Origin of the sequence: Paenibacillus agricola (assembly GCF_011440305.1) — a bacterium.
Classification (GTDB): Bacteria; Bacillota; Bacilli; order Paenibacillales; family NBRC-103111; genus Paenibacillus_S; species Paenibacillus_S agricola.
Genome location: NZ_JAAOIW010000006.1, coordinates 1 through 17,267 on the forward strand (window position 1 = coordinate 1; position 17,267 = coordinate 17,267).

A 17,267-nucleotide genomic window follows, 5' to 3' on the forward strand; every position below is an offset into this window, starting at 1 on the left:
ACTACAGTGGTCTAAACGTTTGCAGGAGACTACAAAACGCCGACGGTTTAGAAGAAATCCTACGAAATATCTGAAAGATATAGAAAACAAGTTTTGTACGTTAATTGGTCAGGCGTAGTTTTTTTTTGCTTAAAATATTGTTTAAACAATAATATTGATAACAAATGTATAAATATATTAAAATTCGGATATAAAAGAAAAAGATAGTTGAAAGAGGAGGTGCAACATGTCGCAGAAAACTAGCATTTTTATTAATGAGTTTGCAAAGGTTACTTGTAGAGGTATTTTTTTTCGTGGTTGCTATTACTCGTGTGCAAAGGCAATTCGTGAGAAATGGTTCGAGCTAGCTAGGAACTATGGGGGTTGGACAATTCAGGTGGAATTTAATCCGGAGAATTTACAATCCATTTTTTTGAGATTAGAAGAGTTTGATGAGTTTGAGCAGTGCAATATCATTATTAAGCAAAAACAATGTCAAACAAAACTGGATAAGTACTTTCAAGCTATTCTGAAGCTTAAAAGAGAAAAAGTTAAGGCTCAAAATCAGTTTAGAAATGTAGATTAGTGAATTACCCGGATGAATCAATACATTAATCGTTTAATTACCATCATAGTTCAGATTAAAAGGGGGGAGCTGGCTTTAAAGAGTTTGTCGAAGAGGTTGAAGCTTTTGGGGGTTTGTCGGGCAAATATTGAAAGACAGAACAAAACTACTTTTACCGATTAATTCTCACAGAGACTTGAAGTTTGGGTGAGAAATAAAAGTTTAATAGAAAAAAGATTACAAAGACCAGTTTGGAACTTTACAGTTCTTCCCCACAGATAAACAGAACTCTTGAATAATAAGTTTAATATAAATTTTATATCCTTATATACCTGGTAGCTGATTTTTATTCAAATGTAATTCCTTTAGTCCCTTTGCAAGTGGGATTAGAAGTTCTTTAAGTAATGATTTGTCATCTTCTGTGAGGCTATAGTCACCAACTTTCAAATTTTCCGAGCACCGTAACAAAGTTAACAGATCGAGATCAATTGGTTCTTGCTTTGTCTTAGACTCAAAAACAATTTGTTTATTAGATAACCCAAGTAAGTAATCGGTTGTTACTTGGAATGTTTGGGCTAGTTTATAAATGTCCTGTTTATCTGGTTGAGTATAGTTTCTTTCCCAATTCGATACCACTTGTGTAGATACACCAATAAGTTTGCCAAGTTCTGTTTGATTCCATTTGTGTTCTTTCCTCAAATGTTTAATTCTATCCGATAGGCTCATTAGATTTTTCTCACATCCTTGTTAGTTAATTAGTTAGTTGATATATAGATATTAACATAAATAACGGTATTCGTTAATGTATGTATATCAAATAAATATATTGACAAAATATTAACGGAAATATTAAAATAATATTAACGGAAACCGTTAATTGACGGCAAGAAGGATTAAAATAATTGTGGGAGAGGTTAGATCTATGGCAAAAAGAAATCGTACTACTACTGCAAAAGTAATTGAAAGGAGGATTAAGGAAGGACGGGGCCAAGGTCATTTTAATTTGTACAAGCCATGGCTTACCATTCACGATGTTCCATCACACGGCATTGTCACTAGAACATTGGGATGGAAAAGCGGGAGGTTACACCATTTTTTTTCAGAGCATTTTGAACTAGCGCATTTTTTTCAGATGGAATGGTCAATGAGTATCACTGATCTTAGAGAGCAATATCCGTTGCTTCCCTTAGAAAAGACTTTATTTATAGCAGAGAAGCTGGGCATAAAGCACCCTACAGATCCAAGAACACATCACCCTATCGTCATGACAACAGACCAACTTTTGACGGTTAGAGCAGGGGAAGAGACCGTTTATGAAGCACATTCTATAAAACCAGAATCAAAGCTAAAAAAACGTGTTCTTGAAAAACTGGAGATTGAACGTTTGTTCTTTAAAGATGCCAGAGTTAAGTGGAGGTTGATAACAGAGAAGCAAATTAATTATGATTTTGTCAAAAACGTTAATTGGCTGCACTCTTCAAAATTGTTGGACGACTTGCCCCATATTTCATTATCTTTGATTGATAATATCGAGTCCATTTTATTTCATGCTTTAAAAAATCAATCTATGCCATTTGCTAAAATCACATTACAGCAAGATCGCAAATTAGATCTTCCTCCTGGGACTTGTATCTCAATCGCAAAGTATCTTATCGCCAATCGAATCTGGAAGATAGATATGACAAAATTACTAGAGCCCACATTACAGCCAATAGTCGTTGAGCGAGGCAGTAAAGGAGGGATTCTAAGTGAGAGTTTATCTGAACAATATTTTTGAAAAACGAGATGAAGCTGCTGAGTTAGTTGGATGCGACAGAGTTTTATGGATGCATCGAGAAACCGATATTGTAATTACTATTTCGGTAGTAGAGAAAAGTCCTTTACCAATTTTTCGAAGCCTTAGCGAACTTGAGGGAGAATTGGAAAGTGGACTTTGTAGAAAGCTTGATTACGATCCTTATCAGAAATTTATGGTTTCAGATGAAGTTCTTACAGCAAAAGAGATCTGGGTTCGTGACCAAGCATGGGACTGTATCAAGGATATTGTAGAGTTGGAACCGCGAATTTATAATCCGAAAGAAAGGTACGAGCTTATTAAGGAAGCCGTGAAAGAAAAGGGCAAAGGCAAGAAATTCTTCTATAAATACCTGAGGTATTATTGGACAGGTGGAAAGTCGGAAAATGCTTTACTTCCGCGCTTTCGAAAATGCGGAGCTAAAGGAAAGAGGAAAAATCCTACAAGTAAGATGGGTAGGCCGAGGAAAACAAGAGACGAGAATGAAGAATATTCAGGTGTGATAGTGACGGAAGGGATTAGAAAAATCTTTGATGCTTCTATAACCAAGTTTTACAATAATCGAAGGAGAAATTCGGTAAAATTTGCATACATCAGAATGCTTGGTGAGTCTTTCAACATAGAAATTCGTGAAGAAGCTGGTGTGGAAATTCCCATAATCCCACCAGATCACTTGCTACCCAGTTTAGCTCAATTTCGCTATCACCTAAGAACCAAGGGGAATCGAAAGAAGACGTTAATCAAACGTGAGGGTGAAGTGAACTTCGATAGAGATTTAAGACCTCTTCTAGGTTCTGAAACACGTCGTGCTACTGGTCCGGGTCAAATATTTCAAACTGATTCGACGATCGCTGATGTTTATCTAAGAAGTGAGGATGATCCAAATGACATCATAGGGAGACCGGTTGTTTACATGGTGTCCGATGTCTTCTCGCACATAGTTCCGGGCTTCTATATTGGACTTGAAGGACCTTCGTGGCAAGGAAATGCAATGGCAATTGAAAATACTGCTGCCAATAAAGTTAGTTTTTGCGCTGAGTACGGTATTACTATCGAAGAAAATGAATGGCCATGTCATCATATGCCACAAATTTTCTTTGCGGACCGTGGAGAAATGGAAAGCAAGCAGGCTGACTCACTTGGGAAATCCCTTGGGATCAAAATAAAAAATGCTCCTCCGTATCGTGCAGATCTAAAAGGTATTATTGAGCAAAAGTTTCGCACTTTGAATTTGACTCTTCAACCTTGGATGCCTGGGGCAGTAAAGAAGGAGTATCAAAAACGGGGTGGACCGGATTATGTGCTTGATGCCAAATTAACGCTTAGGGATTTTACTCGCATGTTCATACAAATGGTCATTTATCATAACAATTATCATTATATGGAACATTACCCTTTGGACAAAGCTTTAGCTATTGATCAAGTGCGTCCGATACCTAGAGATATTTGGGAATGGGGAGTCGCACACGACCATTTTTTAAAGGAAGTTCCAATCGATATTGTTCGTCTAAATGTGTTGCCTGAGGAGAAAGCCAAAGCTAGTCGGCAAGGGATTTATTTTAAACGTATGTATTACGGTTGTGAGGAACTCACAGAACAAGGGTGGTTTATTAAAGGTAAATCAATTGAAACGATGATAGCTTTCGATAGAAGATGTATGGACCATGTATATGTTAAGACGGATAAAGGAAGGGGATTCATTAAATGCCCCCTACTTGAAAAGTCTTCACGTTACCGCGGATTAAGCTTGGAGGAAATCAAAGAAATCCAACACCAAGAGGATATTAGACACGGTCTTTACATGTCAACAGAACGCCAAGCGGAAGTCACTTTACATGCCAAATTGTCAGCAATTGAGCAAACAGCAGTGGTCCGCACCGAACAAGATGTAGATCATTCGATACCTAAAACTCAACAAAAAGCTAATATTAGGGCAAACAGGAAAACCGTTCGTGATAAGCTCCGGAAAGACCAGTATTTCGAACTCGGAGAAAAACAAGCATCCGATGAACAACCCATTGTAGATATGAATGGAGAACAAACTGGTAGCAGGTCGAGGACCCAATCGAAATTGTCTTTTTTAGCGAATATTAACAAGGAGGCCAACTAGTATGTCAAGAGCGAATGTTAAATCACAGTTTATGTTTAGCCCCTCTTTAAGGGGCAGCCACGTTAAAGCTATGTATATCCAACAAGAAATAGAAGGGTATAAAGGGAATCCATTCATTGAGGCGTTGCCACCTATATTTGAGGAAGAGTACGTGGCTAAGGCTATTGCCAAAAGACCCGCTCATACGGATGAGCAAAGAAAGCTTGGGAAGCAGACGCGTCTACATTTGGTTCAACAGATCAGTGATTATGTTGAAGTTCTTCCCATTCACCTAACACTTGAACAGCGGCTGTCCCGTCTGATTCGTCATGGATACAAAGCGAGGAATCCATTTACTACGGAATACGTAAGGCAATTCAATGTTGGGTTTCAAGAACTGTTGAATGGTGGAGTAGACGAAGAAGGAAGAAATATGGCTGGAGTTAGATCAACTGCTGCTAGTTTTGCAGTACTTGGAGTTAGTGGTCAAGGAAAAACTACCTCAATAGAGAGTACATTACTGTTATACCCACAAGTTGTTGAACATACGAGTTATAATGGTAACCCATTTACTCTTAAACAATTAGTGTGGTTAAAGCTAAATTGTCCTTTCGATGGTTCTCTGAAAGGATTGTGTATCAACTTCTTCCAAGCAGTAGATGCCCAGCTTGGAACAAATTACTTTCAAAAATTTGTCTCTAGAGGGGTAACCGTTGATATATTAATTCCCAATATGGCCCAGATTGCTACTTTACATGGTTTGGGTGTGTTGGTAATCGATGAAATCCAAAACTTAAGTACTATGAAAAGTGGCGGTGCAGAAAAAATGCTGAACTATTTTACACAGCTAATTAATACTATCGGGGTTCCGGTAATAACTGTCGGCACATATAAGGCAGTCAAGTTGCTCTCCGGTTCCTTTAGTCAAGCCAGAAGAAGCACTGGTCAAGGTGATTTAATTATTGACCGTTTGACTCAGGGTGAGGAATGGAATTATTTCATTGAGGGTCTCTGGCGCTACCAATGGACATCGGAGAAATGTCCATTAACTGCAGCTTTAAAGGATAGCATGTACGTATTAACACAAGGTATTGTCGACATCGCAGTTAAACTCTATATGCTTGCACAGTGGGAGGCAATTGACGGAAGCAATAAAATTACATCTTCTTTGTTAAAGGAAACGGCTACACGCCATATGCGGCTTGTACAGCCCATTCTGAAACTTCTGAAAGGCAATAATCCTGAAACCTTATCTTTGGTGGATGATCTATATCCTCAATGGAACGTAATGGACGACTTTTTGCGTAATTCGTCGGAGAAAACTACTATGTATGGTCATATAAGAAATCAAACTCATAGGACTGAAAAAGTAGAACTCGATCAAGATAAGTTGATTGAGCTTGTAAAAACAGCGTTAGATTTTGGTGCAGATTCGGATAAGGCGGAAAAAATAGCAGAGTATGTTATTCAACAGAATGAAACAGAACGGGATATAGTAGCCTTACGAAAAGAGGTCGTCAACCTTCTCCAGCAGAATTCGAACGATAAACCTAAAGAGGCAAAAAAACGGCCATCTTTACCCTCGAGGAGAAATAAGGATGAGTTTATGGATCCAGATGATCTCAGGCAGGCTTTAAAGGTAACTTCTGAAAAAGAAGATATTTATAGCAAGCTTGCTGATGCTGGTAACGTTCCGACTGACCAGGAACTTGAGAAGCTAATTTTCACTTCATAATTATTCATAATTATGTATTAAAAGAAAAACCTAGCAATTCAATCTAAACGAATGGAGTGATTCTATTGCTAGGTTCTTTTCCCTCTTTGTATCCTGATGAGATTCTATATAGTGGAATAGCAAGGTACCATCAACGAACTGCTGGTAAGAGCTTTAAAGATACAGTGCAGGATTTGTTTGATGGAACCTTGGTTTGTGCGACCGTAGATTTACCAAGTCATTTGGGGAAGCTTTCGGATAAACTTGCTGGAGGACTTGATACCGAAACACTTATTAATCATCATACGTTGTTACCCTATTACCGACCGTTTTTGAAACAGGAACGTTATTCCCTTGCTCGATCTATAATGGAGGTTGGCGCGTGTTGGGGTGAAGTCCATGCGGTAATAGGCCTCTTGGCATCAGGTGTTAAAAATCCGTCATATTTAAAATTTTGTTCTGAATGTTATCAAGAGGACGATCGAATTTACGGAGAACCTTATTGGCATCGAGTTCATCAGCTTCCAGGTTTACTTGTGTGTCCACACCATCATGTCTTTCTCACTGCTAGTAATGTAAGATTTAATACCAATGACCAAAAACAGGAGTTTACCGTGTTGTCGTCTATTCCTGATCACAATACAACCAATTTAAATTTCGGTTCATGGGATAAGCAGCATCTGCTCTACATTGCACAACAATCATTGGAGTTGCTTTGTAGCTATATTATGCCAATAGATCCTGAGTTAATAAGGCAGAAGTACTTAAACAGGCTGGGATGCTTGGGTTGTACATCTGAAACAAACAGGTTTCGAATGAAACATATCATCCTAAGCTATAAGGCAACATTCTCGGATAATCTACTAGCAATGACGGGAGAGATGTTCGATGTTAATACCAAAGATACGTGGTTACATCGACTATTAAGGAAGCCAGAAGAATGCTGTCATCCTCTTAGGCATTTATCTGTACTTTGTTTTTTAAAAGAAGATGTGAGCCTGTTAACGAATTCTGCACCTATAAGCCCAATCAAACAGGAGAATATGATTCGAGAGTTGAATAGCCTACAACATTCTAATGAAGAATTGGCACTCCGCCGTAACCGTATGCTTCTAACCATGTCCTCTTGCGACGGATGCAGTAAAAAAGAGATTAGAATGCGAAATCAGAAGGACTTTACGTGGTTATATCGCCATGACCTTGCTTGGCTAATGGAGGTACTACCAAGATCTATTAAGACACATAAGCAGGTATACCGTATTAATTGGAAGGATAGAGACACCGAATTAGTTCTATTAGTCACAGAAGCAATAGCGGATGTTTTGAATGCAGATATACCAGTTCGAATCAGCAGCGCGGCTGTAGGGAGACATATAAATCGGAGGAATATTATCGACAAACATTTAAGCAAGCTGCCGCGGACACAAGCAATGCTGAAATCACACATAGAAACAACTCAGCATTTTCAGATTAGGCGACTTGAATGGGCTTTTAGAAGGTTGCTTGAGGAGGAAGATCGAGTACTAGGTTGGCGGTTATTAAAGAAAGCAGGGATACCTGACCAGGTTTCTAATACGGTATTGCTTAAAATACAGGAGCTTTTGAGTGGACACGATGATTTGTTCATTGGAAAGATGAATATGAAAGGCAATTATCATGCAGGGAGTGAGTTAAGTAAAGACACAGCTATCATTCTTCCCAGTAACGTATCCTAATGAAGACTTTAGAAGTGTTATTTATCGGTATCATTTTAGAATGGGTACCATGGCCATCGCAGACACGATGAAAAGCCTTTTTAATTTAAATACACATTCGATTAGGCATCTACCAAGAAATCTAAATTATCTATTAGACCAGATGCCGAATATTGACGCATTGTTTTACCTGAAAAATAACACTGTATATCCATTGATCAAATCCTTTTTGACATTAAAACAAAATGATGAATTACTAGATGATATATTAAATGGGGTTGATGGAGGAACATCTCTTGCCGGGCAACTATCTGGAAGTGGGCCAAAGGGATTAATCAATGAAGAAATAAGGTATTGTCCAGCTTGCCTTTCAGAGAACTATGCTATGTTCGGGGAATGTTACGTAAATAGATATCATCAACTAAAAGACATTAATATTTGTCTTAAACACAAATGCGGTTTAATAAGTAAATGCCCAGAATGCTATGTGGATTTATCAAGCAATTCTGGCCAACTTTATTTAAAAAAGCCAGTATGTCCTTTAGGCCATTCAATAGAAACTAACACCAATTCGAAAGCAAATACAGTGAATCAACTGGACTACGACCTGATGACAGACATAATTTACTTAATGGAAAATCAGAATGATATAGACGTCAATGTATTAATTGGAAAGTTATTATCTTGCCTGGGGGAGAAAGTGTACATACATCCTTCAGGTCTCATTAATAAAACCAAACTGATTCATGAGTTTTTCGAGCTTTATTCTGAACAAAGGTTGACGCCGCTAATTCCAGAGAAAAATTATTTTTTGGAACGACGAACTGTTAAAAGGTTATTGAGATCGGAATTTATGAACTTATATATAATTTTTTATCTACTTCTGATGCGGTTTTTATCTGGGTCTGTTGGGGATTTTCTCGATAGTAGTCACTGTTTTGTAACCACATTACCATTTGGAGCTGGCCCGTGGTCGTGTCACAATACTATATGTGAATCACATGGTGAAATGAAAATCATGAAATATAAAAGGTTACAAAGAAATGGGAGTGTATCAGGTGAATTTGCATGCCCTATTTGTGGATTCACCTATACTAGAAAGAAGGAGCCCCTTGCCGAAACGGATGCAGAAACATATTTTATAAAGGCAATTGGAGAGAAGATTATTAATAAAATTGTACATATGTCGAAAGCCGGTATACCAATGAGCCACATTGCATCAGAGGTTTGCGTATCCGAAAGTACTGTGGCCAAATATGCGAAACATCATCGTCGGAGTATAGATGAAACAACAAAGCAGGTTGCTATAAATGAAATTAAATTAGGCATGAAAGAAGTCGGTGCTGCGCAAGAAAATTCAAAGCGGGATCAGTATAGAGAAGTTATAAGGAACGCGCTTCATACGGATTCCAGCCTGAATAGGAAGACGTTAAAAAAACTTCAGACTGTAAAGTATAACTGGTTAATGAAAAATGATCGATCTTGGATGGAGGATAACTTACCTCCCGTTAGAAAGAGTGGTAATGTATCTATCGATATTCGACTACTTGATCAGAAGCTTAGCCAGCAGATAAAAATAATTGTTGAAATGTTATTTATTGAGAATCCACAAAAACGAATAAAACCACATACCATCTTGTCCAAATTAAGTTCTAGAGATTTCGGGAGATATAGCAATCTGAAAGATCAGTTGCCATTAACTAAAATGAGCCTACAAAAACATTCAGAGCAAGAAGTCGATTATCTCAATAGGATACTGCCTGAAGTGATTAACTTTCTGAAAAAGAATAGATACAATAATATTGATTTTGAAAGTTTGAAAATTAGAAGAGGATATAGAAATTGCTCAACTGAAGATCGAATCAAAATTGAAAAGGAACTAAATCGTATTCTTAATATGCAGAAGTGATAAAAACCGCTAAAATGCGGTTTTTGATTTTAATCGGACGGCGGTCTAGTGTAATACAAGAGGATCAAGTATTGCTGACATAAAAATGTATGAAGGGAGGCTTAGGCCTCTTTTTTGACAACATATAAGAATTTATATGTTTTTGGGTTTGGGGTAAGCAGAGCTTAACCCTTATTTATAGTGTAGGAGGTTGAAATAAAGGAAAATACTGTCGTTTTTTATCAATTATAGTATAATGGAACTAATAGAAAATAATACCTGTAGACACTTATTCAGATAAATCAAAGGCTGATCCATACGATTGAATGGCCGCACTATTAAAAACAGCAAAACGGAGAATTAAACTGATATTTTTCTGGCCTATTGAGTAATTTAAACTTCATTATTATGTGAGTTTTATAAGAAAAGGAGCATTATGTATGGAAAATGAACTTGTGAGATACTCAAGGGCAGGTGATGTTTTCCATTATCGCTGGGCCGCACGTCGTTGCCTTAGAATGATATATCCTAATTCTCAGTTGCGTTATATTACAATTGAGGGATCCAAGGAACGAGAACTGGCTGGCGAGTATGTTATCGATGTTGCTGAATACTCTGGATCAGCAGAAGATGGCTCACAGGAAATTGCATATTTTCAATTAAAACATACAACTGTAAGAAAAGAACAGCCCTTTGATTTGAGTGACCTAAAAGGTACGATTGAGGGTTTTGCTAAGCGCTATGTTGGTCATCTAGATGAGAAGAAGAAAGGCCTTGCATCCCCAAAAGTGGTTTTTTCAATTGTTACCAATAGGCCGATTGCAGAAAGCTTCAAACAAAACGTATTGACAATGGGGAAAAGTGATACAGCAAATACTCGCTTCAGAAGAACAATAGAACAATATTCGAATTTAAAGGGAAATGATTTGGCTAATTTCTGTGCATCGCTTCAATTCGTAGATGGAGAGGGCGATTACGATGCGCAACGATACGAGCTCCATGTTGAACTCTCTCAACTTCTAGCGGGAACAGTTGATAACCCTCTGATTGATAGTATTACTGCCCTAGTGCATAGTAAAGCATTACCTAAATCGGATGGGCAAATTGTCCGTGAGGAGATTTATAAATGTTTTGGAGTTACATCTGATCGAGATATGTATCCTGCTCCACCTAAGTTTGAAAAATTAGATCATGTCATACTCCGTAAACAACATCACTCTCTATTATATGCAATTTTGGAAGCGTCCACCCCCATAATAATCCATGCTGCCGGTGGGGTAGGAAAGTCAGTTTTTGCGCGTCAAATAGCAGGGACTCTATCGGCAGATTCGATGGCTGTTGTTTATGATTGTTTCGGGGGCGGAAGTTATCGTAATCGTAGTGAGACAAGACATCAACATCGTGATGGTCTTATACAAATTGCGAATGAATTAGCAGCGCATGGATTATGCGATCCTCTATTAGCTCAGTCTATATCATTAGAAAAAGATATCATGAGGCAATTCCTTAATAGAATCAATATGGCTGTTACGTCATTACGGAAAACAAATGAAAATGCTATTCTGATAATCGTAATTGATGCCGCTGATAATGCAGAAATGGCTTCCAAAGAGTTCAGCCAACCTTGTTTTGTTCATGAACTTTTGCGCGAGTCTCTACCAGATGGTTGTCGAATTGTTGCACTATGTAGAACTGAACGGATTCATCTCCTTCAACCAACAAATGAAATTTTAAAATTTGAGTTAAAGTCTTTTTTAGATGAGGAAACACTCATACATCTTAGAAGTCGCTTTCCAGACTCCACCAATGCCGATGGGCTAGAATTCCATCGATTGACTAATGGCAACCCTCGAGTGCAAGCTAATGCTTTAAATTCGAAGTGCCATACAGTTCTTGATACTTTGTCAACCCTTGGGCCTAGGGGGACAACAGTTAATGAACAAATAGAAAAGCAACTTGATTTAGCTATCTTATCTGTTAAGGAATCACATCCTGCCCACTATCAAAGTCAGATTGAAGCTATTTGTACTGGTCTAGCCACCTTACCTCCATTTATACCATTAAGTGTACTTGCAACAGCTGCTAATGTGAATGAAGCAACAGTACACAGCTTTGTTGCTGACTTAGGTCGTCCTCTTTGGCTATCGGATAACTTTGTACAGTTCAGAGATGAACCAACCGAAACATGGTTTCGGGAAAAATTCTCTGCAACTGAAGAACAAATATCATTATACATTACAGTTTTAAAACCATTGGCTACCGAATATTCGTATGTCTCTGAAACTTTACCTTCATTATTTTTGCAAGCTGGGAAATATGATGAACTGATTGATACAGCGTTATCTGACAAGTTGCTTCCGCGAAATCCAATTGACGAACGCAACGTCCGCGTGTATCGTCTTCAATTTGCATTTAAGGCGGCATTAAAGCTTGAACGATATAAGGATGCAATTAAGATCGCTATTCGTGCTGGTGAAGAAGTATCTGGTGATAAACGGCAACTAGAACTTCTTACTAAGAATGTTGATTTAATTGCATCTTTACAAAATGAACAGAAAGTACAAGAATTAGCCTTTCGTCGTTTATTAGGGGGTACGTGGGACGGTTCGGAAAATGTATATTCAGCTTCATTATTATCTTCTGTCGAGGAATTTAAAGGTGAAGCAAGAGGGTATTTGAGAGCCGCACATAATTGGCTCCGTCTGTATTTAGAGGAACGCAAAAAGAGTAAAGAAGAGTTTTCTCCAGAGCTTTTAAAAGATGAAGACATTGTGGAGCTAACGTACGCTCATTTCAACCTGTCTGGAGTAAGTAAGACCATAGATTTTATTCTAAGTTGGCATCCTGCTGAAGTGGTATATCGTATTGCACGGAAGTTCATCAGACGGCTCGTTGATGCCGGAGACTTTGATTCCATAAATGAAATTCCTCAAATTTATTCCCGAAACCAATATCTAATGATTGCTTTAGCACATGAGTTGCTCGAAGTGGGGTGCGTTCCTAGTGTTTATTTTTTGGAGACATGTTTGGACTTACTCACTACAAGCCGTGCTCGCATTCCACAACCGAGAGACGACTATTCCGATACAATTGCGGTAGCCCTTATCTCATTCTTAGAAGCATGTGCAGCAAGAAATTTATCGAAAACTAAAATATTAAGAGTTCTTAGACACTATTACCCCATCAGGGCTTCCATGTCAGTTTCTAGTAATCATCAAGAAAAAAAACGCGAAATTTATTTGCGCATGATTGCGCTCAAATTTGTACTTACAGATAACACAAATATAAATTTAGAAGAATTAATGCCAAAAGCACTTACTGAGAAAGAACATAAGTCTATAGAGGACCAAAATATTCGAGAGTTCAAAGAAGTATTAAATGGACTACTACCTTGGTACGTAGTCCGCGCACGTATATTAATTAATGAAGTATATGATTTCAAAGAAGAAGTTGATAATGCTGATAAGCAGTCCAAAAGTGTACTGCATCATAGGTGGAAAGACTACGATGCTCTACCATATGAAATATCGAAATTATGTATCGAAATTATTATGTTTAGTAGAAATATTGATGGCACTGAAATTAAGAAATTCTTTGCTAGTCATTTAAATGAAAATCAAAAAATATTGACTCAAGACCGATTAAAAGGAGTAAGGGCTGCATTTCGGTTAGGTCATCTTTCGGGAATAAGAAGTGAGCTAGAACATTCTACCTCTGAAGTGATTGCTTCTCTTACTGGAGATCCCGAGACCAAAGCGGAATCTTATATAGATCTTGCTCGTGCGGTGTTTTCTGTGAGCCGCGATGATGCAGTTGCTTATTTTGACTATGCAATTGAAGCAGTCTCTAAATTTGGGGACGAAATGGTTGAAAGATGGGAAACGGTTGTAGCATTAGCAAATCGTAGTGCAGAAGGAGAACAAGCATCTCCAGAACTGGCTTATCGGTTTATTCGTTGTGCTGAACTTATTGGTGACAATGTTGCCCGTGAAAAATATTGGAACCGAGATGAGGCTATTAGAACATGCGTTAGACTTTCCCCGGTTTCTGCCTTGTCTGCACTAAGTCGATGGCGTGATCGGGACGTGGGGTGGTTTGATCAACAATTTCCAGCTTTAGCAGAGGAAATGGCGTCTTATAATTATCTTTCTCCAACGGTAGCATGGTCATTATCCGCCTTCCTAGAAAGTTACGAACTTGATAAATTCGCATCACTTTGTATTGAAAGAGAAACGTCTGCGATTCGCCAGAAGCATATTTTAGAGTCGGTGATTCGAGATCTTAGACTTAATAATGCCACTAAAGTAAGCTGGCAGAAACTTAAACAAGTCGCCGAAAAATACTCTATTGAGAACAACACGCTGAATGGAATTATAGCATTCTATGATAGTAACCCTGAAGTAAAAAAAGAAGAGATATTCCAACAAACTTCATATTTAAGCAATTATGAGACTGAAACCATTGATTGGGAAGATATATTTATTAATTTAGAGTTAACTTCAAATTTAGGCATTAGTCGTGCATTACAACGTTTCGATGAAATAAAAAGTGTGCCACGCAACCACAGGGCATTTTGGAAAGAGGTCTTTAATAGAATTAATAATAGTGATATTACTAAATTTCTAAATGAACTTGTAATTGCAGAAAAGGTCGACATGGTTGACATGAAAACTGCCATTGCCTGTATACCAGATGAGTGGCACCGTAAAGTAAGTGTCAAGCGAAACTGGGGATTAATTCTCGAATCTATTGCGCGGCGATTTGCTGCACAGCTTACGGAAAGGGGTATGTTAAAATATTTTAATGAAAGTATTCAAGCAGAAAATGAGATGGTATCTATCGAATCAGGTATTCTAGCTGGCTTATCTAATAATAATGCTCTAGTTAACGCGAGTACTTTTTTTGGATTCGCAAAGATTGCTTCTAAACGCATTTCGCCGGAAGAAGCTGAGTACCTGCTTGATTTTGCATTGGGCCGATTTGAATTGCATATTGATGATGATTTTGCTGATGGAAATTGGTCAAATTGTTTGTTACCACCTAGGGATTTAAGTATGGCATGGGCTGGCTTTGTTTGGGCTTCATTAGGGTCGCCTCGCACTAAGACTCGTTGGCAAGCTGCACATTGTGTGCGCAGGCTTGCTGAAGGAAATTGCGAATCTGAAATTGATGCACTAATTACATGGATGCAACGAGATAAAGCAGATGCTTTCGGCAGCCCCACATTCCCATTTTATAACTTACATGCACGGCTGTATCTACTGATAGCATTGGCACGTATTTCTATAGATATTCCGCAAATATTAATGCGGCATCAGGATCTCTTCACCCAATATGCGCTGAGCTCTAGTCCACATATTCTTATTCAAAAATATGCAGCAGATATTATACATAATATTGAAAAGGCTTTTCCGAACACATACAGTAGGACTATTGTTGAAGGAATTCATAAAGTAGGCATGAGTCAATTGCCCATCAAAGAAATACAAAGCTATTCAGAGGTATTAAATAGTTATTGGCATAAAACAGACCAAGTGGATACAACTCTGAAGTTCTATCATGGATATGATTTTGATCATTATTGGTTTGCTCCTCTTGGAAGTGTATTTGGAATCCCGGAAAAACAAGTTGAAGAGCTCGCGACACATGTGGTAATAAATGATTGGTATGTTGATAATGATGGTGGATACCAAAATGATCCTCGTTCTAGATTGTGGCGTTCCCACCGTAATGAAAGCGAAACACGACATAGTCATGGAAGTTATCCTAGAACTGACGATTATAGTTTTTATCTTTCATTTCATGCATTGTTTGTTGTTGCAGCTAAAATTGCTTGAAAAAATGCCTGTTATAGATAGACGCGATGATGGGGATGGGAGTAAATGGATGGAATGGCTTCGTCGTCACTTATTGACACGTCTTGATGGCTTCTGGTTAGCGGATCGGCGTGACCCGGTTCCTTTATTAAAACGAGAATGGATTCATCAGATAACAAGCGAAGATTGGCGTAGGGATATTAAAAAGGTTGATTTTTTAGATGGCATTTTGTTTGAACGTAATGGTGAAACGTGGTTGAATGTATATGGTTTATGGACCGAAGGTGATAGCGAACGGAGAGAAAGCTATAGTGTTTCTACCGCACTTGTTTCATCATCAGCCTCTCAATCACTTTTAAATGCATTAACCACTTGCTCTAACCCGCACGATTTTAAACTGCCTGAATATGAAGAGGAAGATATGGAGTTTGGAGCGTACCCTTTTGTTCTTAAGGGATGGATTTGGCAAAAGGATATAGCTAAGCGTTTGGATGAATTCGATTCACAAGCAGCCAAGATAGATTTTCCACCTTATAAAATTGGAGAATCAATAATGAAAAAAATGAATCTGACTGTCGATTTAGAGTTGAGAGAATGGTTTTCCAGCGATACAGACGAAGTATCCTTAGCATGTGGGATCTGGAGCGAAAACATGCCTGAAAAAGATGATGAACCTAATAGACATGGCAATCAGTTAAGTGCTTCGCTCTCTTTCTTGAAAAAACTTTGCATGACTATGGAATGTGAGTTGGTTTTTGAGGTGCAAATTAATCGTCGATTTAAGCGAAATAATTACTCGAGGAGTGAGGAGAGAGATGAATATAGACCACCGCATAACAGAATTCTTATCCTCTCGGCAGACGGAAGACTCAGAGACTCAGAAGCACATTATCAACTTAGGTAAAAAACTAGTTGCAGAACTTGGTCTAGACCCTGGTTTTGACACTCTTGCTCGCTGGATGGCTCATTATATAGCAGAACAAATAGAATTCGCGGAAAATGCAGTAGGAGATGAAAAAGACGAGGCGGAACGGCGTTGCTTTGAGACCATATTAAAGCTTTGGGAGCATCGGTCAGATTTACCTAGCGGACAGCGTCCGTTTGAAAGTTTTGAACCCATTTTTCGAGCCTTAGATCGATTAGATCCAGAAAATGATGATCCTTATTATTTCTTTGACAGAAGAGAAACGAATGATAATGCAGGTGGAGTACAGGATGATGTACAGAAATGGTTAGATATTGCTAAAGAAATCGATCAAGTTGCACGAGTGTGGCTTGAGTATGTATTCAAACAGGCAGCTTTATGCGCAGTTGATGATAACACGAGAGAATGGCTGGAACATTCAGTTGGCCTACATAATAATGATGAAACTTCAGTTTTGGTTAGATTTCTGAACTATGGTGAGTCAGTGCAGGAAGAGACTAAACGAGATTTAATAATTTCAAGGATAAAGAAGCTCGAAGTTTTTAACGAAATGAATAAGGAATTGCTTTCAATATATGAACAGGAACTTGCAGAATTAGAATCTGGAAAGTAGGTTGACTTGTATAGGAGAATAAAGGTGAATCATGAAATTATATAAAATAACCATTGCATCTAAAGGATGCATTGTATGGTGACGCTTGTAAATTAGGTTTTAACAATAAATACGAAAAACTATTTGAATATGACTATAATTATACGGATACAGTACGTGTAGATGAATTTAAAAATAAAATACTCCCGA

10 protein-coding genes are annotated in these 17,267 nt (G+C 38.1%); 9 read left to right on the forward strand and 1 reads right to left on the reverse strand.

The genetic code is table 11. From position 1 onward, the window contains the following. Positions 1-226 precede the first annotated feature (226 nt). The gene (locus tag G9U52_RS17410; protein ID WP_166151889.1) at positions 227-565 is read left to right on the forward strand and encodes a hypothetical protein; all 339 of its coding nucleotides are present in this window, start codon (positions 227-229) and stop codon (positions 563-565) included. Positions 566-868: 303 nt separating this feature from the next. Here G9U52_RS17410 and G9U52_RS17415 read toward each other — a convergent pair whose 3' ends face one another. Beyond that, positions 869-1,270: a helix-turn-helix domain-containing protein gene (locus tag G9U52_RS17415; RefSeq protein ID WP_166151891.1), complete on the reverse strand. Its 402-nt coding sequence runs from the start codon at positions 1,268-1,270 to the stop codon at positions 869-871. A 196-nt stretch (positions 1,271-1,466) separates the two neighbouring features. Here G9U52_RS17415 and G9U52_RS17420 point away from each other — a divergent pair, with 196 nt between their 5' ends. From G9U52_RS17420 to avs3b, 8 genes are all read left to right on the forward strand, one after another. Then, positions 1,467-2,321, forward strand: coding sequence for a TnsA endonuclease N-terminal domain-containing protein (locus G9U52_RS17420; RefSeq protein ID WP_166151893.1), 855 nt, complete (start codon positions 1,467-1,469; stop codon positions 2,319-2,321). Further along, positions 2,293-4,449 carry a TnsB C-terminal domain-containing protein gene (locus tag G9U52_RS41400; RefSeq protein WP_166151895.1) on the forward strand — a complete coding sequence of 719 codons (2,157 nt, stop codon included), beginning with the start codon at positions 2,293-2,295 and terminating at the stop codon, positions 4,447-4,449. The genes G9U52_RS17420 and G9U52_RS41400 overlap by 29 nt, the downstream gene beginning before the upstream one ends. 1 nt (position 4,450) lies before the next feature. Further along, complete coding sequence (locus G9U52_RS17430) at positions 4,451-6,163, forward strand: ATP-binding protein (RefSeq protein WP_166151897.1); 1,713 nt, start codon at positions 4,451-4,453, stop codon at positions 6,161-6,163. Positions 6,164-6,228: 65 nt separating this feature from the next. Beyond that, the gene (locus G9U52_RS17435) at positions 6,229-7,857 is read left to right on the forward strand and encodes a TnsD family Tn7-like transposition protein (RefSeq protein WP_166151899.1); all 1,629 of its coding nucleotides are present in this window, start codon (positions 6,229-6,231) and stop codon (positions 7,855-7,857) included. Positions 7,858-7,876: 19 nt separating this feature from the next. Continuing rightward, positions 7,877-9,745: a TnsD family Tn7-like transposition protein gene (locus G9U52_RS17440; protein ID WP_311764892.1), complete on the forward strand. Its 1,869-nt coding sequence runs from the start codon at positions 7,877-7,879 to the stop codon at positions 9,743-9,745. 419 nt (positions 9,746-10,164) lie between these two features. Next, a complete protein-coding gene (locus G9U52_RS17445) occupies positions 10,165-15,561 on the forward strand; it encodes a P-loop domain-containing protein (protein ID WP_243767407.1) in 5,397 nt (1,798 codons plus the stop codon). 49 nt (positions 15,562-15,610) lie between these two features. Further along, complete coding sequence (locus G9U52_RS40085) at positions 15,611-16,444, forward strand: hypothetical protein (RefSeq protein WP_243767408.1); 834 nt, start codon at positions 15,611-15,613, stop codon at positions 16,442-16,444. Next, positions 16,356-17,078 carry an AVAST type 3 anti-phage protein Avs3b gene (gene avs3b / locus G9U52_RS17450; RefSeq protein ID WP_166151903.1) on the forward strand — a complete coding sequence of 241 codons (723 nt, stop codon included), beginning with the start codon at positions 16,356-16,358 and terminating at the stop codon, positions 17,076-17,078. Before G9U52_RS40085 ends, avs3b begins: the two co-directional genes overlap by 89 nt. Positions 17,079-17,267 lie beyond the last annotated feature (189 nt).

Bases quoted from the DNA above. Each gene is read 5' to 3' on its own strand.
- G9U52_RS17445 (WP_243767407.1), top strand. From the start codon at position 10,165: ATGGAAAATGAACTTGTGAGATACTCAAGGGCAGGTGATGTTTTCCAT.
- G9U52_RS17410 (WP_166151889.1), top strand. From the start codon at position 227: ATGTCGCAGAAAACTAGCATTTTTATTAATGAGTTTGCAAAGGTTACT.
- G9U52_RS17430 (WP_166151897.1), top strand. From the start codon at position 4,451: ATGTCAAGAGCGAATGTTAAATCACAGTTTATGTTTAGCCCCTCTTTA.
- G9U52_RS17420 (WP_166151893.1), top strand. From the start codon at position 1,467: ATGGCAAAAAGAAATCGTACTACTACTGCAAAAGTAATTGAAAGGAGG.
- G9U52_RS17415 (WP_166151891.1), bottom strand. From the start codon at position 1,270: ATGAGCCTATCGGATAGAATTAAACATTTGAGGAAAGAACACAAATGG.
- G9U52_RS40085 (WP_243767408.1), top strand. From the start codon at position 15,611: ATGGAATGGCTTCGTCGTCACTTATTGACACGTCTTGATGGCTTCTGG.
- avs3b (WP_166151903.1), top strand. From the start codon at position 16,356: ATGAATATAGACCACCGCATAACAGAATTCTTATCCTCTCGGCAGACG.